Annotated in this window: 22 protein-coding genes; 17 read left to right on the forward strand and 5 right to left on the reverse strand. The window is 67.2% G+C overall.

The features are described 5' to 3' along the window. Positions 1-18 precede the first annotated feature (18 nt). The 5 genes from U4012_RS15965 (at position 19) to U4012_RS15985 (ending at position 5317) form a co-directional block, all read left to right on the forward strand. Positions 19-1092 carry a helix-turn-helix domain-containing protein gene (locus U4012_RS15965; RefSeq protein ID WP_321799826.1) on the forward strand — a complete coding sequence of 358 codons (1074 nt, stop codon included), beginning with the start codon at positions 19-21 and terminating at the stop codon, positions 1090-1092. After that, positions 1041-2357, forward strand: coding sequence for an Nramp family divalent metal transporter (locus U4012_RS15970; RefSeq protein WP_321799828.1), 1317 nt, complete (start codon positions 1041-1043; stop codon positions 2355-2357). The genes U4012_RS15965 and U4012_RS15970 overlap by 52 nt, the downstream gene beginning before the upstream one ends. A gap of 80 nt (positions 2358-2437) precedes the next feature. Next, entirely contained in the window at positions 2438-3025 is a 588-nt protein-coding gene (locus U4012_RS15975; RefSeq protein WP_124522618.1) for a phosphatase PAP2 family protein, read from the forward strand. Positions 3026-3477: 452 nt separating this feature from the next. Beyond that, positions 3478-4266, forward strand: a complete 789-nt coding sequence (locus U4012_RS15980) for an SDR family oxidoreductase (RefSeq protein WP_124486474.1) — start codon at positions 3478-3480, stop codon at positions 4264-4266. 34 nt (positions 4267-4300) lie between these two features. Further along, positions 4301-5317: an NADP-dependent oxidoreductase gene (locus U4012_RS15985; RefSeq protein WP_044846614.1), complete on the forward strand. Its 1017-nt coding sequence runs from the start codon at positions 4301-4303 to the stop codon at positions 5315-5317. Between the two features lie 258 nt (positions 5318-5575). On the opposite strand, the gene U4012_RS15990 is transcribed toward U4012_RS15985, so the two are convergent. From U4012_RS15990 to U4012_RS16005, 4 genes are all read right to left on the reverse strand, one after another. Continuing rightward, entirely contained in the window at positions 5576-6628 is a 1053-nt protein-coding gene (locus U4012_RS15990; RefSeq protein WP_044846613.1) for an AI-2E family transporter, read from the reverse strand. Positions 6629-6859: 231 nt separating this feature from the next. Next, positions 6860-7444, reverse strand: a complete 585-nt coding sequence (locus U4012_RS15995; protein ID WP_044846612.1) for a YSC84-related protein — start codon at positions 7442-7444, stop codon at positions 6860-6862. A gap of 51 nt (positions 7445-7495) precedes the next feature. Then, positions 7496-7882, reverse strand: coding sequence for a DUF883 family protein (locus U4012_RS16000; protein ID WP_044846611.1), 387 nt, complete (start codon positions 7880-7882; stop codon positions 7496-7498). Between the two features lie 338 nt (positions 7883-8220). After that, positions 8221-10086, reverse strand: a complete 1866-nt coding sequence (locus U4012_RS16005; RefSeq protein WP_321799835.1) for an ExeM/NucH family extracellular endonuclease — start codon at positions 10084-10086, stop codon at positions 8221-8223. Between the two features lie 210 nt (positions 10087-10296). Between U4012_RS16005 and U4012_RS16010 the strand changes: the two genes are divergently transcribed. The 8 genes from U4012_RS16010 to U4012_RS16045 all read left to right on the forward strand — a co-directional run bounded on the left by U4012_RS16010 (position 10297) and on the right by U4012_RS16045 (position 17341). After that, positions 10297-10650 (forward strand): YciI family protein, encoded by a 354-nt coding sequence (locus U4012_RS16010; RefSeq protein ID WP_044846610.1) that lies wholly within the window; start codon positions 10297-10299, stop codon positions 10648-10650. 125 nt (positions 10651-10775) lie between these two features. After that, entirely contained in the window at positions 10776-11195 is a 420-nt protein-coding gene (locus U4012_RS16015) for a YciI family protein (RefSeq protein ID WP_044846609.1), read from the forward strand. Positions 11196-11230: 35 nt separating this feature from the next. Then, positions 11231-11647, forward strand: coding sequence for a VOC family protein (locus U4012_RS16020; protein ID WP_124486469.1), 417 nt, complete (start codon positions 11231-11233; stop codon positions 11645-11647). Further along, on the forward strand, positions 11644-12912 hold the full coding sequence (locus tag U4012_RS16025) for an RNA polymerase sigma factor (protein ID WP_321799840.1): 1269 nt from the start codon (positions 11644-11646) through the stop codon (positions 12910-12912). The genes U4012_RS16020 and U4012_RS16025 overlap by 4 nt, the downstream gene beginning before the upstream one ends. A 244-nt stretch (positions 12913-13156) precedes the next feature. After that, positions 13157-13579, forward strand: coding sequence for a rubrerythrin family protein (locus U4012_RS16030; protein WP_040140994.1), 423 nt, complete (start codon positions 13157-13159; stop codon positions 13577-13579). Between the two features lie 125 nt (positions 13580-13704). Then, positions 13705-15042, forward strand: coding sequence for a heterodisulfide reductase-related iron-sulfur binding cluster (locus U4012_RS16035; RefSeq protein ID WP_321799846.1), 1338 nt, complete (start codon positions 13705-13707; stop codon positions 15040-15042). Positions 15043-15086: 44 nt separating this feature from the next. Then, positions 15087-15668 carry a DUF3501 family protein gene (locus U4012_RS16040; RefSeq protein WP_321799848.1) on the forward strand — a complete coding sequence of 194 codons (582 nt, stop codon included), beginning with the start codon at positions 15087-15089 and terminating at the stop codon, positions 15666-15668. 731 nt (positions 15669-16399) lie between these two features. Beyond that, positions 16400-17341 (forward strand): transposase, encoded by a 942-nt coding sequence (locus U4012_RS16045; RefSeq protein WP_124486465.1) that lies wholly within the window; start codon positions 16400-16402, stop codon positions 17339-17341. A gap of 129 nt (positions 17342-17470) precedes the next feature. Here the strand turns inward: U4012_RS16045 and U4012_RS16050 are convergent, their stop codons facing one another. Continuing rightward, complete coding sequence (locus tag U4012_RS16050) at positions 17471-18997, reverse strand: mannose-1-phosphate guanylyltransferase/mannose-6-phosphate isomerase (RefSeq protein WP_321799851.1); 1527 nt, start codon at positions 18995-18997, stop codon at positions 17471-17473. Positions 18998-19423: 426 nt separating this feature from the next. Between U4012_RS16050 and U4012_RS16055 the strand changes: the two genes are divergently transcribed. The 4 genes from U4012_RS16055 (at position 19424) to U4012_RS16070 (ending at position 23945) form a co-directional block, all read left to right on the forward strand. After that, a complete protein-coding gene (locus U4012_RS16055; RefSeq protein WP_257770606.1) occupies positions 19424-20797 on the forward strand; it encodes an undecaprenyl-phosphate glucose phosphotransferase in 1374 nt (457 codons plus the stop codon). Between the two features lie 67 nt (positions 20798-20864). After that, positions 20865-22280: a UDP-glucose/GDP-mannose dehydrogenase family protein gene (locus U4012_RS16060; protein WP_321799856.1), complete on the forward strand. Its 1416-nt coding sequence runs from the start codon at positions 20865-20867 to the stop codon at positions 22278-22280. A gap of 49 nt (positions 22281-22329) precedes the next feature. Then, positions 22330-22773 carry a low molecular weight protein-tyrosine-phosphatase gene (locus U4012_RS16065; RefSeq protein WP_124486461.1) on the forward strand — a complete coding sequence of 148 codons (444 nt, stop codon included), beginning with the start codon at positions 22330-22332 and terminating at the stop codon, positions 22771-22773. Next, positions 22767-23945 carry a polysaccharide biosynthesis/export family protein gene (locus tag U4012_RS16070; RefSeq protein ID WP_044846601.1) on the forward strand — a complete coding sequence of 393 codons (1179 nt, stop codon included), beginning with the start codon at positions 22767-22769 and terminating at the stop codon, positions 23943-23945. The genes U4012_RS16065 and U4012_RS16070 overlap by 7 nt, the downstream gene beginning before the upstream one ends. Positions 23946-23987: the final 42 nt, after the last annotated feature.

The following is a 23987-nucleotide window of genomic DNA, read 5'->3' on the forward strand; positions in this document are numbered from 1 at the left end:
TTGAGTACGGGGTTTTCCTTGGCCGAGGCCGCGCGTCTGAGCGAGGCCTTCAACCTGGCGAATCGCCTGAACGCGTTCAATGCGGATTACCAGCTGAAGTACGTATCCGAAAACGGGGGCTTGCTGCAGTCGTCGTCCGGTGTGCAGATCGCCGCCGATTCGCTCGGCGACGAGCATGGCCATCGTGCACACGCGTTCTTTCATCTTCATGGTGAGCGCGCGTCGATCAACTGGAACGATGCGTTGCGGCGCCGCCTGAGCGACATCCGCCGCCATGCGCGCTGGATCGTCGATGCGATGGGCCTGTCGACGCTCGCCGCGTCGCAGCGGCAGACGGAAGTCGATCGCGCGCGAACCGATCGCACCCGCGGTGTGGCGGCCACGATCGAACTGCAGGCCGGCGAGGCCGACGTGTTCGCGACCGTGCTCGACATGTTCCGCGCCGATCTCGGCGACAGCGCCGCACAGGAGATCGCCAGCAACCTGATGCAGCCGGTCGAGCAGCGCTATGCGCAGTCGATGTGGGCGTTTCGCGAACTGAGCGCGAGCCCGTCGATCCGGATGTCGGTGCAGCGGCTGCGCGCGCAGAGCGCGAACCGCATTTCGGTTGCGGAAGTCGCGCAGACGGTCGCGATGAGCGAGCGCAATTTCCTGCGGCGCTTCAAGAAGGAAATCGGCGTGACGCCGACCGAGTTCGTACAGCACGTGCGGCTCGAGCGCGCCTGCCACATGCTGGTCCACACGACGCTGCCGGCCGACAAGGTCGCGCGGCGCACGGGCTTCGGCAGCGGCGAGCGTCTGGCCAAGCTGTTTCGCCAGCGCCTGCTGGTGTCGCCGACCGAATTTCGCGTCGCCGAGCGCGAGCGGATCCTGACGAACGGTGCCGCGACGCCGCACCCGCAGGCCGATCGGCAGCCCGCGCCGCGGCTCGCGACTGCCGACGGCGAGCGGGCGAGCCGGGGTGTGCGCGGCGATGCGCGGGAGAAAGCGGGGCGGATGAACGTAAAATCACCGTGTCGCGATCACGATCCCCGGTTTCCATGCCCCTGCTTCCCACTACCGCCACAGCCCCCTTCTGCCCGTCGGAAGTAAAGGGCAGCATCACGATCGACGCCGGCGCGTCGCGCTGGATGAAGCTCAAGCGCTTCTTCGGCCCGGGCCTGCTGGTCGCGATCGGCTATATGGATCCCGGCAACTGGGCCACCGACATCCAGGCCGGCTCGCAATTCGGCTATTCGCTGCTGTGGGTCGTCGCGTTCTCGAGCCTCGCCGCGATCTTCCTGCAGATGCTCGCCGCGCGGCTCGGCCTCGTCGCGGGCAAGGATCTCGCGCAGGCCAGCTACGACCGCTATGGCACCTTCGGCCGCATCGTGCAGTGGGTGACCGCCGAGGTGTCGATCATCGCGTGCGACATCGCCGAAGTGCTCGGCTGCGCGCTCGCGTTCAAGCTGCTGCTCGGCGTGCCGCTCGCGTGGGGGATCGTGCTGACCGCGCTCGATACGGTGATCGTGCTCGGGTTGCAAGGCAAGGGCGTCCGGCAGATCGAGGCGATCGTGCTCGGATTGATCGCGACGATGGCGTTCTGCTTCGTCGCGCAGGTCGCGATCACGCCGCCCGACTGGCATGCGGTCGCGAAGGGGCTCGTGCCGGGCAATCCGGGCCATGACCGCAAGGACGCGATCGTGCTCGCGCTCGGCATCGTCGGCGCGACGATCATGCCGCACAACCTGTATCTGCATTCGTCGGTCGTGCAGACGCGCCATGTCGTCGGCGGCGCGCGCGGCCTGATCCGCGACACGCTCGCGCTGGTGCGCATCGACACCTGCGTGTCGCTGTTCGTCGCGATGCTCGTCAATGCGGCGATCCTGGTCGTCGCGGGCGCGGCGTTCCATGCGATCGGCCAGCACGACGTGACCGACATCGAACAGGCGTACCGGCTGATCACGCCGATCGCGGGCGGCGCGGCCGCGCTGCTGTTCGGCATCGCGCTGCTCGCGTCGGGGCAAAGCTCGACGCTGACCGGCACGATCGCCGGCCAGGTGATCATGGACGGCTTCCTGCATACGAAAATCCCGTGCTACCAGCGCCGGCTGATCACGCGCGGGCTCGCACTGGTGCCCGCGCTGATCGGCGTGCTGTGGCTCGGCGAAAACTCGGTCGGGCAACTGCTCGTCTGGAGCCAGGTGCTGCTGAGCCTGCAGCTGCCGTTCGCGATGTGGCCGCTGATCCGGTCGGTCAGCGATCGCAACACGATGGGCGAGCATGCGATCGGCCGCAGGATGCAGGCCGCCGCCTGGGTACTGTTCGCCGTCATCACCGGCACGAACCTGCTGCTGATCACGGGTGTCGCGGGCTGATACAGCTTGTCACAGGCTGAAACAGGCGCGTGGCGCGCCTGCGTTAAACTGCGCCTTTTGCCAGCCGTTCGACGTCCGTCATGTGGAGTGAAATCAGCAACATCGGCGATGCCGCGCTGACCTTGCCGGTCGCGCTGACCTGCGCCGTCTGGCTCGCGCTGTCCAACTGGCGGCTCGCGGTGCGCTGGATCGTGCTGCTCGCGGCCGGCATGAGCCTGGTCGGGGCGACCAAGATTCTCTATGCGGGCTGCGGTGTCGAGATCCCGCAGTTCGATTTCCGCGTGATCAGCGGCCATACGATGCTGTCGACGTCCGTGTGGACCGTCGCGCTGTCGATGCTGTGGCAGGCATTCCGTCCGGGCAAGGAGCCGGGCGTGGCGGCCGGTCTCGTCGTCGGCGCGCTGACGGGCGTCGCGCGTGTGTTCGACCATTCGCACACGGTCCCGGAAGTCGTCGTCGGCTGGCTGCTCGGCGCGCTGGTCGCGCTGGTGTTCCTGCGCGCCTACCGGCGGGCGCACAAGCGCGCGTTCTCGCCGCGCATCGCGGCCGTCTGCCTGCTCCTCGTGTCCGGCATCGCGTACGGGCATCGCGCACCGTTCCAGCAGATGATCGACACGCATTCCCCGCAGTTCTGCGCGTTCATGCGCACGTCCGGCGACGGGTTCTGACGGCTGTTCGTTGCCGCGCATCGGTGCGCCGGTGCCGGATGCGGTCGTCGCCGCGGCGGTGGCCCCCGAGTCCCGTCCCATTCCTTCTTGGTTATTGTCAAAACCCGTTTCCCGGTCGTTATCGAGCCGACATCGGCGATGATCGGCCGTGCCGTGCCGTGCCGTGCCGTGCCCGCCCGTCCGCCCGTCCGTCCGTCCCGCCGCCCGCGGATCCGAAGGTCATGAGTGATGTCTATGACCGGGCATTACGAAGATTCATTTCATCGATTGGCGGCAATCGCGTACGCTGGCGTTCGTTCGAGCGGGGCCGGCAGCGGCCGGCCGCCGGATTCGTCCGGCGCGGTGCGGCCGGCTCGCTATACTCGCGCATACCGCGCGGCCGTCGGCCGGCGCACGGCAACCGCCGTCGCGGCACCGGTCCGCCGCGACGACTCACGACAGGAGCAGGTCCCATGACAATCGTTTCCACGCGCCTCGCAGGCAAGTGCGCGTACATCACGGGCGCCGCCGGCGGCCTCGGCCGCGCGATCGCGCGCCGGATGGTCGAGCAGGGCGCGCGCGTGTTCCTGACCGACGTTGCCGACGCGGCGGTGCTCGATGCATTCGCCGACGAACTCAACGCGGGCCACGCGACGCCGGTCGCGTTTGCCGCGACGCAGGACGTCCGCGACGAAGCGCGCTGGCAAGCGCTGCTCGCGCAGGCGGTCGATGCGATGGGCGGGCTGTCGGTGCTCGTCAACAACGCGGGTGTCGGCTCGATCGGCTCGCCCGCGCAGATCGAACTGGACGAATGGCGGCGCGTGATGGCGGTCAACGTCGAGAGCATCGTGCTCGGCTGCAAGCATGCACTGTCGTATCTGGCCGAGAGCCATCCCGCATCGATCATCAACATCTCGTCGGTGGCCGCGTTCAAGGTCGAGCCGGATTTCACCGCGTACAACGCGTCGAAGGCCGCGGTCGCGTCGCTGACGAAGTCGGTCGCGATCGACTGCGCGCGCCGCGAGCTCGACGTGCGCTGCAATTCGATTCACCCGGCGTTCATTCGCACGGGGATCGTCGAGCCGCTGTTCCAGTCGCTCGGCGAACGCGATGCGACGCGCAAGCTCGCACGCGGCATTCCGCTGCGCCGGCTCGGCGAACCGGACGACGTCGCGCATGCGGCCGTCTATCTGGCATCCGACGAAAGCCGCTTCGTGACGGCCGCCGAACTCGTGATCGACGGCGGCATGTGCGCGGTCTGACGCGCATCGATAAACACAACCGGAGGAGAACATCGTGTCGACACCCGTGAACCGCCAGCTGCTGCTGAAGACACGCCCGGAAGGCCGGGTCGGCCGCGAACACTTTTCGCTCGTCGAAACGCCGGTGCCGGCGCTCGCCGACGGCGAAGTGCTCGTGCGCGTGCTGTATCTGTCGATGGATCCGACCAACCGCGTGTGGATGAGCGACGTGCCGCAATACCTGCCGCCCGTCGCGATCGGCGAAGTGATGCGCGCGCTCGGCATCGGGCGCGTGGTCGCGTCGCGCCACGCGGGGTTCGCGCAAGGCGATCTCGTGCAGGGGCTGCTCGGCTGGCAGGACTATGCGCGGGTGCCGGCCGACCAGGCCGCGCAACTCGTGAAGCTGCCCGCGCAGTCGGGCCTGCCGCTGCCGACGCTGCTTGGCGCGTGCGGGATGAGCGGCCTGACCGCGTACTACGGGCTGACCGACATCGCGCCGGTGCAGCCCGGCGAGACGCTCGTCGTGTCGGCGGCGGCCGGGTCGGTCGGCTCGATCGCCGGCCAGATCGGCAAGATCCACGGTGCGCGCGTGGTGGGCATCGCGGGTGGCGCGGACAAGTGCCGCTACCTGACCGAGACGCTCGGCTTCGACGCGGCCGTCGACTACAAGGCCGACGATTTCCGTGAGCAGCTGAAGGCGGCGACGCCGGACGGCGTGCACGTGAACTTCGAGAACGTCGGCGGCGAGGTGATGCGCGCGGTGCTGTCGCGGATGGTGATCGGCGGGCGCGTGGCGCTGTGCGGCGTGATCTCGAACTACAACAGCGGCCGCGCGGCGGACGACGTCGGCGTGCTGATCTCGAAGCGGATCACGATGCGCGGCTTCCTGATCCTCGACTACCGCAAGAGCCGCGAAGCGGTGCAGACGCTCGCGGGATGGCTGCGCGACGGCCGGCTCAAGGCCGAGGAAACCGTCGCCGACGGGCTCGAAAACGCCCCCGACGTGCTGAACCGCCTGTTCGACGGCGACCATCGCGGCAAGCTCGTGCTGCGCGTCGATCCGGATGCATGAGCCGTCGCGCTCGCGCGCATTGAGTCCGAATATTCCGGTATCAGTTTAGGACTTGTCTCATATATTGTTCCGGTCGCTCTCCCTAAAGTAATTGCCGGCAAGCGGCGGCGTGACCTGCGCGTCACGCCGCCGTTTTCATTTGCGCGGCGAGAAGCGGGAAGGGAGGCGGAACATGCAGATGAAGACGACATGGGCGGCACCGACGGCGGCGTGCGATCGAACGAAGCGGCGCATCTTCGGCATCCGTGACGCGCGGCGTCATTCCCCCTGTTCGGCGCGCGCGTAGATGTCCCAGCTCGCCATGAATAGCGCAGCGACGAGCGGCCCGATCACGAAGCCGTTGATGCCGAACAGCGCCATCCCGCCGAGCGTCGAGATCAGCACGACCCAGTCGGGCATCTTCGTGTCCTTGCCGACGAGGATCGGGCGCAGCAGGTTGTCGACGAGGCCGATCACGCCGACGCAGAACGCGACGAGGATCACGCATTTCCAGATCGCGCCGATCGCGAGGAAGTAGAGCGCGGCGGGCACCCACACGAGGCTCGCGCCGATCGCCGGCAGGAGCGACAGGAACGCCATCAGCGCGCCCCACAGCACGACACCCTCGATCCCGAGGATCCAGAAGATCAGGCCGCCGAGCGCGCCCTGCACGAGCGCGACCGCGATGTTGCCCTTCACGGTTGCGCGCACAACCGTCGTGAACTTCGCGAGCAGCAGGTTCTTGTGCTCTTCGTCGAGCGGCATCGCGCGGCGCACGCGGCGGCCGATCTCGCCGCCGTCGCGCAGCAGGAAGAACACCATGTACAGCATCACGCCGAAGCTGACGACGAACTGGAACGTGTTCTGGCCGATGCTGAGCGCCTGGGTCGCCGCGAACTGGCTGATCTGCGCGGCGCCGTCGGTCAGCTTCTTCTGGATGCCGGGGATGTTGGTCAGCCCGTATTTCTGCAGCAGGTTCTGGATCGACGTCGGCAGCGCATGAATGATGTCATGGAAGTACTGCGAATAATTCGGCTGCGCGCTCTTCAGTTCCTGGTACACGTACGCGATTTCCTGCACGAGCGTCGCCATGACGAACACGAGCGGCAGGATCACGATCAGGATGATCAGCGACATCGTCACGAGCGCGGCCAGGTTGCGCCGCTTGCCGAAGCGCGCGGCGAGCCAGCGCTGCACCGGCTGGAACAGGATCGCGAGAATGGTGCCCCAGAAGACGGCGCCGGAGAACGGCGCGAGTATCCAGCACAGTCCGACGGTGACCGCGAACAGCAGGAAATAGAAGAATTTTTGGTGATCGTGTCCGCTATCCATGGATGGTTCGCGCAGATTGATGCCTGGTTTGATTGAATTTCGTTGCCTCGGGCGCGATCGGCTCGCGAACGTCACGGATGTCGCGGCGCAGCGCGGCAAGGCGGCCTGATCGGCAGTATGCCCGCAAAGGTGCCGCCATCATACCCGCCGCGCGCGGCGCACGAGAAAACGCCGCGGCCGGGGCCGCGGCGTTGCCGGGAAGCGAACCGGCCCGGGGGCCGTGCCGCATCGTCAGATGTGGAGCCGGGTGACCTTGGTGCCGCTGACCGACAGATCGCCCATCAGGCCCGCGTTGGTCAGCACCAGCACCTCGACCGGTGCGGTGGCCGTGTTGGAGTCGATCGCGCCGTTCGCGCCCATCTTCACGACCGCGACGGAGGCGTCGGCGCCGGCCGACCAGCCTTCGGACTTGCGGAACGAGTCGAGCGCATCCTGCGTCATGAACAGGAACACGATCGCCTTCGATTGCGCACCGGCCTGCAGGCCGACCGACAGCGACGACGTGTTGTAGTAGCCGACGGTGCTGCCGCCGACGCGCAGCGCGCCGTTGCCGGACTGGCCGCCGACGATGAGGCCGGCCTGCAGCACGTTCGGGAACACGAGCACGCCGCGCGATTTCGCGACGAGTTCACGCGAGCCCGGCACCGTCGAATAGAGGCGCGATATCGTCGCGTTCACGCTCGCGTCGATCGACTCGCGTTTCGACGCGCTGGCCGATGCGTTGTCGGGTTTGTTGGGGGTGGTGGTGCAGCCGGCAAGTGCGAGACTGCCGAGCATGACGGCGGCGGCGGCTTTCAGGACGAGGGACTTCTGCATGGCGTTTCTCCTTCGTTGTCGGGGTGAGGACGGACGGGGTGATCGCCCCGTTCAACGGCGGGAAAGGAGCAGGCCGGCGACGAACGCGAGGCCCGCGACGACACCTGCGGTCTGCCAGGGATTGTCGTGCACGGCTTGCGATACGCGTTCGGCCGAATCGCGCAGCCGCGCGACCGCGGTGCCCGACGCGTAGTCGAGCGTGCTGCGCGCTTCGTCGAGCCGTGCCTGCACGCGCTTGCGCAGCGCGGCGATATCGCCGTCGCCGTCGTTCTTCAGCAGGTCTTCCAGTTCATCGACCAGCCCGCGCAGATCGTCGGACACGTCCGCATGCAGGTCGCGAGCCGCCGAGCGCGTCGTGCGTCCCACGCGCCGGCCGGTGCGACGGATGTCGGACAGGCCGCGGTCCAGCTTGTGTTCGATCGAGTCGGTGAGCGCCATGGTGTTTATCCTCCTTCGATTTGATTTGCAGGCTAATTTGAAGATAAGACGAATCCCAGCAACCAATGTGATTCACATCAGCCAATTGAGTTTCGAGACAAATTTTCAATTCGCCGGCAAATTTCCCGGGAAGCCCCGCGCAACGGGGCGGGGCGGCGGTTGAAAAAATTTCGCGCTTCGGGGCGAAGCGACCAGCAAGCCGTTGGCGCGACGTGAAAGTCCGGTAAATATGGCGTCGCCCGATGCGCCAGGTAAATAGTGCCGTTGCACGCATCATGCTGATGCAATTGCACTAATCGCCCGTCTCTCGGTGGAGCAGGGTTTGTGCCCGCGATGGCTCAGGTGGCGCCTTCGTCCGGCGCGAGGTCGATGATGACGGGGTCGTGATCCGACGAGCGATAGGCATCGGGTGCGTAATAGGCCGCCCGTTGTGCCGCGGTTTTGTAATCGGGCACGGATTGCAGCGCGACCGGTTCGTCGGTATTGATGTGCCACGCATGCACGGCCTTCACGCGCGCGGCAAGCGGCGACGTGGCGAGTGCGTGGTCGAGGTTGCCCGCTTCGCCGCGGTATACGTAGCTGTAGCCGGCGTTGCCGGCGAAGCGGGTGACGAGGTTCGTGTAGCCGCGCGATTCGAGCGCACGCAGCGGGTCTTCCTTCGCGTAGCTGTTCAGGTCGCCGATCAGCAGCACGCCGTCGGCCGGGGCGCCGGTCGGCGACGTGGCGAGCCACGCGGCGATGCGTTCGGCCGCACGCGTGCGCGTCGCGTTCCAGCAGCCCTGACCGTCCGACTGGTCGAGATCCGGGCCGCTCGCCCGTGGGCAGTTCTTCGATTTCAGGTGATTGACCGCGACCGTGAATGCGCGGGTGCCGCCGATGCGCCGGAACGTCTGCGCGAGCGGCGGGCGATTCCGGCCATCGAGCGCGACGGTCGCGGCGCGCCCGACGGGTTCGATCGTACGGCTGTCGTACAGCAGCGCGACAGCGATCGCATCGCGGCCGAGTCGCGCCGTGCCGGGGTCGACCGCGCGCCAGCCGTCGCCGAGCCGCGCCGCGAGACGCTGCACGGCGCTCGCGGGGCCGTGGCCGTTGTTCGCGATTTCCATCAGGCCGATCACGTCGGCGCGCAGTGCGCGCAGTGCGGCGACGATCTTCGCTTCCTGGCGCGCGAAGACGGCGGGCGTCTTCGCGCCGCGATTGGCCGGATCGTCGAAGCCGCCGCCGCTTCCGTCGCCGTTGAAATAGTTGAAGACGTTGAACGACGCGACCCGCACGTCGGCCTGCGGATGCCGCGGCGGGGCATCGGTCCGCGGATTCGATGCGGCGTCGAAGACCGGCGCCGACGCCGGCACGGGCTGCAGTCGCCACGTGCCGTAGCGCTGCTCGAGCACACCTTCGACGCCGCGCACCGTGTAGCCCGCGCGCAGCGTGTTGGCGGCGCCCAGCGCAGGCGGCGGATAGCGGGCGGTCGCGGGGTTCACGCGGCTCGAACCGTCGTCGAGCACGATGCGGTTGCGGGCATTGGCCGCCGCCTGCGCGGCGGCGTCGGCCGGCGGCACCACGTGCGTCGGCATGTAGAGGCGACCGTGGCTGAGCACGATGCTGCCGTAGCGGCCGAGGTCGTAGGTATCGCTGACGGTCAGCGTTTGCGGAAAGCGCACGCGCATGCCTTCATGCGCGGCGAATACGGACTCGCTGTCGACCGGCAGCACGAGCGCGGCCGGCGTGACGGCCTGCCCGCGCGCGCAGACGGCCACGCGGCCCGACAGAGCCAGTTGCGTGCGGCCGTACTTCTGCTCGATCCTGCCGGTGACGTGCACGCGTTCGCCCGGGCGGACACGCGCGTGCGGCGCGTAGACGAACAGGCCTTCCGGGACGCCCGGCCGCTGGCGCCGCTGCGCATCCGCCTGCTGGACGAAGAATCCGCCGAAGCCGTCGGCGCCGCCGAATGCCGCGGTGACGATCGCTTCGATCGACGCGGTGCGCCCGGCCAGCGGCGACCGGCCGCCGGAATGCCGGAGGTCGGCGATCGCCGTCGTGGGGCCGCCGCAGCCCGCGCTGACCGGCAGCGCGGTGGTGGCGGCGGTGGCGGCCGGCGCTGAAAGGGCAAATGCGGCAAATGCGGCAAACGAGGCAAACGAGGCGAGCGGGGCGAGCGGGGCGAGCGACGCGGCGAGCGCGAGCGGCGGCGGCAGGCGTGACATGGAGTGCTCCACAGGAAGAAAATTCGAAGGTTCGGGCAAGTATCTTGACGGCAAAATCGCGTGCTGCGTTCGAATTGGCCATCAGGCCAGTGTCGAACGGCCAACGATGACGGCCGGCCCGCCCGCGGCTGTTACGCTTCGCATCTGACGTGTCATTCCGGCCTGCGATCCGAACGCTTCTTGCGCACGGCCCCCCCACTGGAGAGTTCCATGTCCTACATGCTGTTGATTGTCGAACCGACCGGCCAGCGCGCCGAACGCACGCTCGAGGAGGGGCAGGCGCTGTACGCGCGGATGGTCGATTTCGCGCAGACGCTGAAGGCGCGCGGCGTGCTGCGCGGCGTCGAGTCGCTCGAGCGCTCGGAGCGCGCGACGCGTGTGCAGGTGCGCGACGGCGAGACGCGCCTCGTCGACGGCCCGTTCGCCGAGGCGAAGGAAATGGTCGGCGGGTTCTTCATCGTCGACGTCGACACGCGCGAGGAAGCGATCGCGATCGCGCGCCAGTGCCCGGCCGCGCAATGGTGCACGGTCGAAGTGCGCGCGGTCGGCCCATGCTTCCTGTGACGGCCGCGGCTCGGTGTTAACCCTGATTCGTCGCGCCGTACGTCGATCCGGCAGTCTGCCGCGCGTCGTAGGGATAAGGCGCCGATGAACGGACGCCCCTTTCCACCGATGACAAGGAGTGAACGATGCGATTCATGATCATGATCCGGGCGAACGCCGTCAGCGAATCCGACGCATTGCCGGACAACCGGCTGGTCGAGGCGATGACGGTTTATCACGAGGAGCTGGCCAAGGCCGGCGTGCTGCTCGATGCGAACGGCCTGCGGCCGAGCGCGCGCGGCTGGCGCGTGCGCTACTCAGGCGGCAAGGGCACGGTGGTCGACGGCCCGTTCGCGGAGACGAAGGAACTGATTGCCGGCTATACGCTGATCCAGGTGCGCTCGCGCGACGAGGCGCTCGAATGGACGCGCCGGTTTCCCGCGCCGTTCGGTGCGGAGATGGACTGCGAGATCGAGGTGCGGCCGCTGTTCGAACTCGACGACCTGACGCCCAGCGAGGCGGTCGAGCGGTTCCGCGAACTCAATGTCGGGCACGGCCACGCCTGACTTCACCCGAAGCCAATCCTACCGGAGCACCCGTCATGCACAAGATGGTTTTCATCAACCTGCCCGTGGCCGACCTGCCGCGCTCGAAGACGTTCTACCAGGCACTCGGTTTCGAAGTCGTACCGGCCTATACCAACGATCAGGCTGCCTGCATCAAGATCAGCGACACGATTTTCGCGATGCTGCTCGTGCGGCCGTTTTTCCAGACCTTCACCGGCAAGACCATCGTCGATCCGGCGACGCAGGTGCAGGCGCTGTCGTGCCTGTCGTGCGACAGCCGCGCCGAGGTCGACGCGATCGTCGCGAAGGCGCTCGCGGCCGGCGGGTCCGCGCCGCAAGCGCCGCGCGAGTATCCGAACATGTACGGCCACGGGTTCGACGATCCGGACGGCCACGCATGGGAGCTGATGGCCATGCCGCTCGATGTGTCCGCCCAGGGGCAAGCGTCGTGACGCGTGAGGCGACTCACCGTGCGATCGAAGCGGTCTGGCGGATCGAGGCGCCCAAGATCATCGCGCGCGCCGCGCGCGTGGTGCGCGACGTCGGCGTGGCCGAGGAACTGGCGCAGGACACGCTCGTCGCGGCGCTCGAGCACTGGCCCGTCGACGGCGTGCCCGACAATCCGGCCGCGTGGCTGATGACGGCCGTGAAGCGGCGCGCGCTCGACCGGGTGCGGCAGGAGTCGCTGCATGCGGCGAAGCGCGACCAGCTCGGCCATGAAATGGACGCGCTCGAGGCGCACGTCGTCCCCGACATCGCGGAGGCGCTCGCCGATGCGCGCGACGACGATATCGGCGACGACCTGCTGCGGCTGATCTTCACGTCGTGCCATCCGGTGCTGTCGACCGATGCGCGCGTCGCGCTGACGTTGCGGCTGCTCGGCGGGCTGACCACGAGCGAGATCGCGCGTGCGTTCCTGTCGCCCGAGCCGACGATCGCGCAGCGCATCGTGCGCGCGAAGCGCACGCTCGCGGCGGCGCGCGTGCCGTTCGAGGTGCCGGCCGCCGACGCGCGGCCCGCGCGGCTCGCGTCGGTGCTCGAAGTGATCTATCTCGTGTTCAACGAAGGCCATGCGGCGACCGCGGGCGACGACTGGACGCGCCCGGCGCTGTGCGACGAGGCGCTGCGTCTCGGCCGCGTGCTCGCCGGGCTCGTGCCGGACGAAAGCGAAGTGCTCGGGCTCGTCGCGCTGATGGAACTGCAGGCGTCGCGCATGCATGCGCGGACCGATGCGCAGGGGCGGCCCGTGCTGCTGCTCGACCAGGACCGCAGCCGCTGGGATCCGCTGCTGATCCGGCGCGGCCTCGCGGCGCTCGAGCGGGCGACGAGGCTCGGCGGCGTGCGCGGCCCGTATGCGCTGCAGGCCGCGCTGGCGGCGTGCCATGCACGCGCGCGGCACGCGTCGGATACGGACTGGGCGCAGATCGTCGCGCTGTACGACGCGCTCGCGGAAGTCGCGCCGTCGCCGGTCGTCGAGCTGAACCGTGCGGTGGCGGTGGGGATGGCGTTCGGGCCTGCCGCGGCGCTGGAAATCGTCGACGTGCTGCGAGACGATCCGGCGCTCGCGCGCTATCACTGGTTGCCGAGCGTGCGCGGCGACCTGCTCGCGAAGCTCGGCCGCGCCGACGAGGCGAAGGTCGAGTTCCGCCGCGCGGCGGAATTGACCCGCAACGAGCGCGAAAGGGAATTGCTGTTGAAGCGCGCGACGGATGCGTGACGCAGACGGGCGACGCCGGTGTGCGTACACCGCGCGTCGCATCGGACGCCAGCGCCCCGCCTCCACCCGTCCCTCATTCCCGCTCCCCGCTATCGCACGGATTGAAAAAGCCTATTGGGGGATGCGAACGCCAGCGCCTAGATTAAAAGGCACGAAGCGTGCGTGTCCGGCGTACGCATCGTTCCCCATATCCATCATCGGCCCGGCTTCGCACGCGGCCGCGCCGACTCGAACGGAGGCGCACATGGCTCAACTCAAGGGCAGCAAGACCGAAGAGAATCTGAAGGCCGCATTCGCGGGCGAATCGCAAGCGAACCGGCGTTATCTGTATTTCGCTTCGAAGGCCGACGTCGAAGGCCAGAACGACGTCGCCGCGCTGTTCCGCTCGACTGCCGAAGGCGAAACGGGCCATGCGCACGGTCACCTCGAATACCTCGAAGCAGTTGGCGATCCGGCGACGGGTCTGCCGTTCGGCTCGTCGCGGCTGAACCTCGAATCGGCGATCGCCGGCGAGACGCACGAGTACACCGACATGTATCCGGGCATGGCGAAGACGGCGCGCGAAGAAGGCTTCGACGAAATCGCGAACTGGTTCGAGACGCTCGCGAAGGCCGAACGCAGCCACGCGAACCGCTATACGAAAGCGCTGGACGCACTCGTCGACTGACGCGGGCGTCGCCCCGAGGCCGCACGGCCCGGCCGGGCAGGTCCCGCGGCCGGCCGTGCGTTGATCGCCGCCCGCGCCGCGCGGGCGGCGCGTTCGCGCGCATGCGCGCCACGCTGGAGCGCCTCATGCCCCACAAGGAAGGCAGTCTCGAAGCCCCGACCCGGCATCCGCTCGACTGGCAGTCCGAAGCGTTCTACGACCAGGCCGCGATCGATGCGGAAATGACGCGCGTGTTCGACATCTGCGCCGGTTGCCGGCGCTGCGTGTCGCTGTGCGGCGCGTTTCCCGCGCTGTTCGATCTCGTCGACGACACGCCGACGGGCGACATCGAGGAAGTGCCGAAGGACGCGTTCGGCAAGGTCGTCGACCAGTGCTACCTGTGCGACCTCTGCTACATGACGAAATGCCCGTACGTGCCGCCGCATGCATGGAACGTCGACTTCCCGCACCTGATGCTGCGCGGCAAGGCCGCGCGCTACAAGCGCGGCGAGGCGCCGCTGCGCGACAAGGTGCTGTCGAACACCGACGCGCTCGGCCGTTTCGCGGGCATTCCGATCGTCACGCAGACGGTGAACGCGGTCAATCGCACGCCGCCCGCGCGCCACGCGCTCGAAGCGGCGCTCGGCGTCGATCGCAACGCATGGCTGCCGGAGTTCGCGCCGCGCAAGTTCCGGCGCGCGGCGAAGCGCTCGGACGGCCCGCCGGTTCGCGACGGCGAACGCACGCCCGGCAAGGTCGCGATCTACGCGACGTGCTACGTGAACTTCAACGAGCCGGGCATCGGCCACGACCTGCTCGCGATCCTCGCGCACAACGAGATCCCGTACGAGCTCGTCACGCGCGAAGCGTGCTGCGGGATGCCGCTGCTCGAGCAGGGCAATCTCGCGGGCGTCGCCGCGAAGAAGGCCGTGAACATGCCGGTGCTGGAGCGCTATGCGCGCGAAGGCTATGCGCTGATCGGCGCGATCCCGAGCTGCGTGCTGATGTACAAGAGCGAACTGCCGCTGATGTTCCCCGGCGACGAAGCCGTGCGCGCGGTGGCCGATGCATTCTGGGATCCGTTCGAGTACGTGATCGCGCGGCATCGCGACGGTTTGCTCAAGACCGATTTCAAGCAGGGCCTCGGCACCGTGTCGTATCACGTGCCGTGCCACGCGCGCGTGCAGAACATCGGCCGCAAGACGGCCGACACGCTGTCGCTCGTGCCGGATACGCGCGTGGACGTCGTCGAGCGCTGTTCCGGGCACGCGGGCACGTTCGGCGTGAAGAAGGCCTTCCATGCGGACGCGATGCGGATCGGCGCGCCGGTGTTCAAGGCGATGGCCGAGCCGAAGCCGGATTTCGTGTCGTCGGACTGCGCGCTCGCCGGCCATCACATCGTGCAGGGCATCGACGAGAAAGGGTTGCCGGCCGCGCCGCTCGCGCATCCGCTGACGCTGCTGCGCCGCGCGTACGGCATCTGAACCGGCCGCTTCACGACGACATCGACGCTATCCGAGGACATCCCATGACGCTGACCCGCGACTCGCTGCTGACGCTCGAAGCGTACGCGAAGATCCGCAAGACCGAACACGCGCGGCTCGTCGCGCACAAGCGCCGCCGCGCGGTGGCGCTCGGCAACCATCTGCGCCTCCTGTTCGAGGACGAGACCACGATCCGCTACCAGATCCAGGAAATGCTGCACATCGAGAAGATCTTCGACGAGGCCGGCATCGAAGGCGAACTGGAAGCCTATCTGCCGCTCGTGCCCGACGGCACCAACCTGAAGGCGACGCTGCAGATCGAATACGAGCACGAAGCCGAGCGGCGCGCGGCGCTCGCGCGGCTGATCGGCGTCGAGGATCGCGTGTACCTGCGGGTCGACGGGCACCCTGACGTCTATGCGATCGCCGACGAGGATCTCGACCGCGACAACGCGGAGAAGACCTCGGCCGTGCATTTCGTGCGCTTCGAACTGAGCGGGCCGATGCGCGCGGCGCTCAAGGACGGCGCAGCGCTGTCGATCGGCTGCGATCACCCGGCCTATACGGTGTCGCCGCAACGCATCGCGGCGGACGTGGCCGCGTCGCTGGCCGGCGATCTGCGCTGACGCGCGGCCGGGCGCCGCGCTCCATATCGCGCGGATCGCACGTCGTCCGGTCGCGAAACGCGGCGCCCGACCGTCGCGCCCGCCGCCGTCGCCAGCCCATTACCGCCGAAGATGTAACAGGCCCGTCCACGCTTGCATGCCGGAAAACAATGTGCATCGCCTGTCCGATCGCTTTCATTACTCGCCGAGAAACAATAAAAAGATTGTGCACGGAGAAATTTCGGTTCAAGGCAATTTGAATGATTTACCGATCCGTGAATATCTTGTTACGAAATTTTCCCTGATTTACCGATTTTGGCCGGGCATTCGCGGGATTGTTGCGGGAAAGGGTCGGAACATGGTGAATCGCTTGCCGGGCGGCCTGCGGACACTCCCGCAGAGCCCCGCCAGACGGGGCTTCCCAGCGTTGCGCATAACGATCGCGTAAAAAAATTCAACGGTAAATGGATTGCGCATCCATGGCAGGTTGTTTCAGTGCGTAACATTAAGTCATTGTCATATTGAGATAAACCCTGAGGATGGTATGCTTCGTGCACAAAAATTCCCACATTGGAGTGAGACCGTGATTTGTGCGCCATTGCCGGGAATGGCGGCACCGTGAAAGTGCGGTGTCGCGCCGGCATGCACAACAATCGGATAACCATAATGTGCAACCGGGCCGCCCCGTGACGCGATGCGTGACGGCGGCGCCGACAATCGCAGCCCCGGCCTGGCTGTGTGGAGAAACAACTATGTTCTTCGATGAGCTTAACGATGAAGAGTGGTTTCGTCTTTCAACGCTGATCGCCGACGAGCCGATTCGGCTGAACCGTCGAGGCCGTCCACGCGCGGAACCGCGCGTCGTCGCCAACGCGGTCCTCTGGATCCTGACGACCGGTGAAGCGTGGTCCAAACTGCCCGGGCGCTATCCGTCCGGGCCGACGTGCCGCCGCCGCTACGAGGAGTGGCTCGCGAACGGCACGCTGCTGCAGATGATCGACGTGCTGACCCAGTTCAGCGGGCGCACGTTCGCGTATGTGCCGCCGCCGCCGGCGCCGGTCGCGCCGGCATGCCGTGCGGAACCGGCGCCCGACAACGACCGTCTGCGCGGCGTGTTCTGGCAGAACCCCGAGTCGTGGCAACTGCCGGTCGCGCACGCAAACGTTTGGGATGGCGAGGGCGCGACGCTGTCCGCGATGCCGAACGACGCAGCGCACGCGTCGTCCGGAGCGTCGTTCGCGGTCCCGGGCGCGCAGCCCGCGGGGCTGCGCCACGGGCGTCCGTCCGCCGCGAGCTTTGCCGCGGCCGAGCCGCAAGTCGATGAATACCGCGGCTATACGATCTGCGGCAGCGCGCAACCGGTGCAGAACCTGATGTATCGCGCGTGGGCCGAGATCATGCAGGACGACCGGCGCGTCGAGCGCTCGGGCCTGATCGGCCCGCGCTTCACCGATGCGGAGGAAGCCGAGCAGTACGCGCTCGACTGGGCGCGTCAGTGGATCGATCGCCACGGTGCGAGCGACGAACCGGTGCGTGCGCCGCAAAGCGAGGTGCTGGCCGGCCTGTCCGCGCTGGCGCGGGCCGAGTCGGACATCAAGCGCTTCATCGCCGAGCGTCGCGCGGGCGCGCTGTCCGAGAGCCGCAACGACTCGGTGCAGTCGGACCGCCGCGAATACGCGTACCGTGTAGGTTGATCGTCGTCCGCACGAAAAGAAAACGCGCGGGCCGTCGTGTGTCACGGCGCCCGCGCGTTGTTTTTTGTCGCTTCCATTGCCCGTGATGCCGGGTGCACCGTTGCGACGGTGCGCCCGGCAGGCATTGCGTCACTGGCGTCCGTAGGTATCGTCGAAGCGGACGATGTCGTCCTCGCCGAGATACGCGCCCGACTGCACTTCGATCAGCTCGAGCGGCATCTTGCCCGGGTTCTCGAGACGGTGCGACACGCCGAGCGGGATGTACGTCGATTCGTTCTCGGACAGCAGGAAGGTTTCGTCGCCGCGCGTGATGCGCGCGGTGCCGCGCACGACGATCCAGTGCTCGGCGCGATGGTGGTGCATCTGCAGCGACAGTCGCGCGCCCGGCTTCACGACGATGCGTTTGACCTGGAAGCGCTCGCCCGTGTCGACCGAGTCGTAGTGCCCCCACGGGCGATGGACCTTGCGGTGATCGGTCGCTTCCGCGCCGCGTTCGGCCTTGATGCGCCCGACGATTTTCTTCACGTCCTGCACGCAGGACTTGTCGGCGACGAGCACGGCGTCGGGCGTTTCGACGACGACGAGATTCTGCGTGCCGACACATGCGACGAGCCGGCTTTCCGAATGCGCGAAGGTCGATTCGGCATTCTCGAACAGCACGTGGCCGCGGCCGACGTTCTCGGCATCATCCTTCGGCAGGATCTGCCAGATCGCGTCCCACGAGCCGACGTCCGACCAGCCTGCGTCGAGCGGCACGACGACGCTTTCGCACAGCTGCGGCAGGTTCACGAGCCGCTCCATCACCGCGTAGTCGATCGAGTTCGACGGCGAGGATGCGAACGCGTCGCGGTCGACGCGGAAGAAGTCGCCGTCGTCCTTGCCGCGTGCGACGGCCTGCTCGCAGGCCGCGAGGATCTCGGGTTCGAGCTGGCGGATCGCGTTCAGCCACACCGATGCCCGCACGATGAAGATCCCGCTGTTCCACCAGTATTCGCCGGAGGCGACGTACTGCTGCGCGAGTTCGAGATGTGGCTTCTCGACGAAGCGGTCGAGACGGCGCACGTCGAGGTTGCCGGTGCCGGCATCGCCGAGCGGCGCGCCGACGCGGATGTAGCCGTAGCCCGTTTCGGCGCGGCCCGGCACGATGCCCATCGTCGCGATCTTGCCCTGGGCCGCGCAGTGCACGCCGGCCGCCACGGCCGCATGAAAGCGCGGCTGGTCGGCCACCGCGTGGTCGGCCGGCATCACGGTCATCACGGCATCGCCGCCGCGGGCGACGATCCGCAGCGCGGCGAGCGTCAGCGCGGGCGCGGTGTCGCGGCCGAGCGGCTCGAGCATGATCGACGCACGCTTGCCGGTCAGGCGCAGTTGCTCGGCGGTCGTGAAGCGGTGATCCTCGCCGCACACGATCAGCACCTCGTCGTTCAGCGGATGACCGGTCGCGAGGCCGTCGAGCCGCAGCGCGGTGGATTGCAGCAGCGAATGATCGCCGAGCAGGCCGATCAGCTGCTTCGGATAGTGTTCGCGCGACATCGGCCACAGACGCGTGCCCGAACCGCCGGCAAGGATCACCGGCTGCACCGCGACGCGCAGGCTGGCGTCGCTGGCGGCGGAAGAAGAAGGGCGCGTATCGGCTGCCACGGCCGGAGCATTCATGATGACACTCTCCTCGATTGAAGTCAGTGCCTGTTTGTAGCATGAAGTAAATCGACAATAAAACCGGACCTTTTGCAAGATATTCGTCGCGCACGGATCCGGGAAAATTTTCCGCGATAGCATCCGATGCAAATAAAAAAATAAAAAATAATTCGGGCGATCGCGCTGGAGTCCTTTCCCGTAAAGGGATGCCGGGAACAGTAAAGTTTCCGAAAAAATCCCGATTACCGATCGATTCGGGAAAACGTGCCGAATTAATTCGAGAATGTCGCGGCAAGAATTTCCGATTATTTTTCGAAATACTTGTGCGCTTGAGAAGGGATTTTCTTACCGCTTCAATAGCGTCATGCAACGTTTGAATCGAAGGTGCGGCACGGGCTGCACGAGGAGCTGTTCGGCAAACGCCTGTTCAAAGAGGAAGCGGACATGTTGAGCGTGCTGGCGAGAGTCATCGATATCGCGATGGTCGTGTTGGGGGCGTTGATCGCCGCCGCGCTGCACGGCGGCAGCATCTGGCTCAACGACCTGCAGCGCACGACGGTGCTGTTCGACTGCCTGCTGGTGGTCGTGTTCTTTCCGGCCATCGGCATCTACCAGTCGTGGCGCGGCAAGCGTCTCGTCGGGCTGGTGGGGCGCGTGGCGTTCGCGTGGCTGGTGGTCGAGCTCGCGGGCATCCTGATGAGCTTCAGCTTTCACCAGTCGGGCGACCTGTCGCGGCTGTGGCTGGGTTACTGGGCGGTCGTGACGATGGCGCTGCTCGCCGGCTCGAAGACCTGCGTGCACGTCGTGCTGCGACAACTGCGCCGCGGCGGCTACAACCTGAAGGCGGTCGCGATCGTCGGCGGCACGCCGGCGGCGCGGCGGCTGATCGCGCAGATGCGGGCGCGGCCGGAAGCGGGCTTCAACCCGGTGTGCGTATACGACGAAAGCGAAGCGCCGGGCGAAGTCGCGCTCGACGACGTGCGCATCGAGCGGCAGTTCGAATCGCTGGTGTGGCTGGTGCGCAGCCGCGCGATCAGCGAGCTGTGGCTCACGCTGCCGATCACGGAGGAGCGCCGGATTCACCAGATCGTGACGGTGTTCCGCCACGACTTCGTGAATATCCGTTTCATCCCGGACGTGCGCACGCTGTCGTTCTTCAACCAGGAAGTGGTCGAGGTGCTCGGCGTGCCGGCTATCAATCTCGCGGCGTCGCCGATCACCGACGTGCGGATCCTGCCGAAGTTCGTGTTCGACCGGCTGTTCGCGCTGGCGGCGCTCACGGCGCTCGCGCCGGTGATGGTGCTGATCGCGTGCCTGATCAAGTTCACGTCGCGCGGGCCGGTGTTCTTCCGCCAGAAGCGCAAGGGCATCGACGGGCACGAGTTCGAGATCTACAAGTTCCGCTCGATGAAAGTGCATCACGAAGTCGCGGGACAGGTCACGCAGGCGACCAAGAACGACACGCGCGTGACGCCGGTCGGGCGGTTCCTGCGCCGCACGAGCCTCGACGAACTGCCGCAGTTCATCAACGTGCTGAAGGGCGAGATGTCGGTCGTCGGCCCGCGGCCCCATGCGCTCGCGCACGACGACATCTACAAGGATCTGGTGAAGGGCTACATGTTCCGCTACCGGATCAAGCCGGGCATCACCGGCTGGGCGCAGATCAACGGCTTTCGCGGCGAGACCGACCAGATCGAGAAGATGATGGGACGCGTGAAGCTCGATCTGTACTACATGCAGAACTGGTCGTTCTGGCTCGACATCAAGATCGTCGTGCTGACGCTCTGGAAAGGCTTCACCGGCAGCAACGCTTACTGACGCGCAACGCGCGCGGACACCCCGGTTTCACGAATTTCGAATCATTGGTCACGAGGTCCGACACATCATGAATCTGACTATCATCGGCAGCGGTTACGTAGGTCTTGTCACCGGCGCCTGTCTCGCCGACATCGGGCACGACGTGTTCTGCCTCGACGTCGATCAGGCGAAGATCGACATCCTGAACAACGGCGGCGTGCCGATCCACGAGCCGGGCCTCAAGGAAGTCATCGCGCGCAATCGCGCGGCCGGCCGCCTGCGCTTCTCGACCGACATCGAGGCCGCGGTCGCGCACGGCGACGTGCAGTTCATCGCGGTCGGCACGCCGCCCGACGAGGACGGCTCGGCCGACCTGCAGTACGTGCTCGCGGCGGCGCGCAACATCGGCCGCTATATGAAAGGCTTCAAGGTGATCGTCGACAAGTCGACGGTGCCGGTCGGCACGGCCGAGCGCGTGCGTGCGGCGGTCGCCGAGGAACTCGCGAAGCGCGGCGGCGACGCGCCGATGTTCTCGGTCGCGTCGAATCCGGAATTCCTGAAGGAAGGCGCGGCGGTCGACGATTTCACGCGGCCGGACCGCATCGTGATCGGCTGCGACGACGACGTGCCGGGCGAGCGTGCGCGCGAGCTGATGAAGAAGCTCTACGCGCCGTTCAACCGCAATCACGAGCGCACGCTGTACATGGACGTGCGTTCGGCCGAATTCACGAAATACGCGGCCAACGCGATGCTCGCGACGCGCATCTCGTTCATGAACGAGCTCGCGAACCTGGCCGACCGCTTCGGTGCCGACATCGAGGCCGTGCGCCGCGGAATCGGCTCCGATCCGCGCATCGGCTATCACTTCCTGTATGCGGGCTGCGGCTATGGCGGCTCGTGCTTCCCGAAGGACGTCGAGGCACTGATCCGCACCGCCGACGAGCACGGTCAGGCGCTGCAGATCCTGAAGGCCGTGTCGTCGGTGAACGCGACGCAAAAGCGCGTGCTGGCCGACAAGATCGTCGCTCGCTTCGGCGAGGACCTGACCGGTCGCACGTTCGCGATCTGGGGTCTCGCGTTCAAGCCGAACACCGACGACATGCGCGAAGCGCCGAGCCGCGAGCTGATCGCCGAGCTGCTGTCGCGCGGCGCGCGCATCGCGGCGTACGACCCGGTCGCGCAGCAGGAAGCGCGCCGCGTGCTCGCGCTCGATCTCGCGGATCACCCGAGCTGGCTCGAGCGCCTCAGCTTCGTCGACGACGAGGCGCAGGCCGCGCGCGACGCCGATGCGCTCGTGATCGTCACCGAATGGAAGGCATTCAAGAGCCCGGATTTCGTCGCGCTCGGCCGCCTGTGGAAGTCGCCGGTCATCTTCGACGGCCGCAACCTGTACGAGCCGGAGACGATGAGCGAGCAGGGCATCGAATACCACCCGATCGGCCGCCCCGGCTCGCGCCAGGCCGTCGCCGCGCGCGTGCCGGGCGCCGCGCGCGCGAACGCGTAACCGGCGCGTTGCCGTTACCCGTCGTTACCCGTTACCGAATCGAGACGCCATGTTCCGCAACATCCTGATCGTCTGTCACGCGAACGTCTGCCGCAGCCCGGCGGCGGAACTGCTGTTCAAGTCGCACGCGGCGTCGCGTGGCGGCCCGCGCGTGACGTTCCACTCCGCCGGCGTGCGTGCCAACGACGGCGACGGCATCGATCCGGTGATGCGCCAACTTCTCGCCGAGCGCGGCGTCGATGCGACGACGCACCGTTCGCGGCGGCTGTCGCGCCGGATCGTGCGCGACGCCGACCTGATTCTCGTCAGCGAGCGCGAACAGATCAAGGCCGTCGAGGCGGTCGATCCGTTCGCGCGCGGCAAGGTCCACCTGCTGGGCAAGTGGGAGGACGCCGAGATCGCGGATCCGCATGGCGGCCCCGAGGCCGACTATCGCGAGAGCTACTCATTGATCGAACGTCTGGTTCAAGGATGGCTGCAAAAACTATGCTGAAACGTCCCATGCGCCCGCTGGCGCTCGCCGTCGCGATGACGACATTCCTGTCGGCCTGCGCGAGCGCGCCCGGCAACTATCTCGACTCGTCGAACCTGAAGGACGAAGGCCGGCAAGGCCAGGCCGAAACCTATCCGGTTCATTACATCGACGCGAAGCTGGTGATGGATCAGCTGCAGAAGCAGCAGGTCGAGCATCCGCTGCCGCCGGGCCGATACACCGATCCGTCGGAGTACGTGTACCGCGTCGGTCCGCAGGACATCCTCGGCGTCACGGTGTGGGATCACCCCGAGCTGACGACGCCGCAGGGCCAGTCGTTCTCGAGCGGCGGCAACACGACGCAGTCGGTCGCGGGCGCGCTGCAGCAGCCGTATACGACCGCGCTGCCGGGCCAGGCCGATCCATACGGCCAGACGGTCGCCGCCGACGGCACGATCTTCTTCCCGTTCGTCGGCCGCATCCGCGTGGCGGGCAAGACGGTCGCGCAGATCCGCGAGCAGATGGCATCGACCCTCGCGCGCTACGTGAAGAATCCGCAGCTCGACGTGCGCGTGCTGTCGTTCCGCAGCCAGAAGGTGCAGGTGACGGGCGAGGTGAAGCAGCCGGGCCCGCTCGCGGTGAGCGACGTGCCGCTGACGCTCGTCGACGCGATCTCGCGCTCGGGCGGCTCGACCAACGAGGCCGACCTGCAGCGCGTGCGCCTGACGCGCGACGGCAAGCTCTACACGCTCGACGCGAACGGCGTGCTCGATCGCGGCGAAGTGAAGCAGAACGTGATGCTGCAGCCGGGCGACATCGTCAACGTGCCGGACCGCAGCGACAGCCGCGTGTTCATCATGGGCGAGGTCAAGACGCCGGTCACCGTGCCGATGCTCAAGGGCAAGCTGACCATCGCCGATGCGCTGACGGCCGGCGGCGGCATCCTCGACACCGATGCGAACCCGCGCAAGATCTACGTGATGCGCGGGATGCGCGACAACCCGACGAAGCCGGAAGTGTTCCGCCTCGACATGACGCAGCCGGATGCGCTGATGCTGTCGAGCCGCTTCCCGCTCCAGCCGCTCGACGTCGTCTACGTCAGCACGGCCGGCTCGGTGCAGTTCAACCGTGTGCTGCAGCAGGTGCTGCCGACGATCCAGACGATCTTCTACATGCGGCAAATCACGCGCTGATAGCCCGCCGGGGCGGCGCCTGCCCCCCGGCACCACTCAAGC

It is taken from the genome of Burkholderia sp. BCC1988, assembly GCF_905339895.1.
Taxonomy (GTDB): domain Bacteria; phylum Pseudomonadota; class Gammaproteobacteria; order Burkholderiales; family Burkholderiaceae; genus Burkholderia.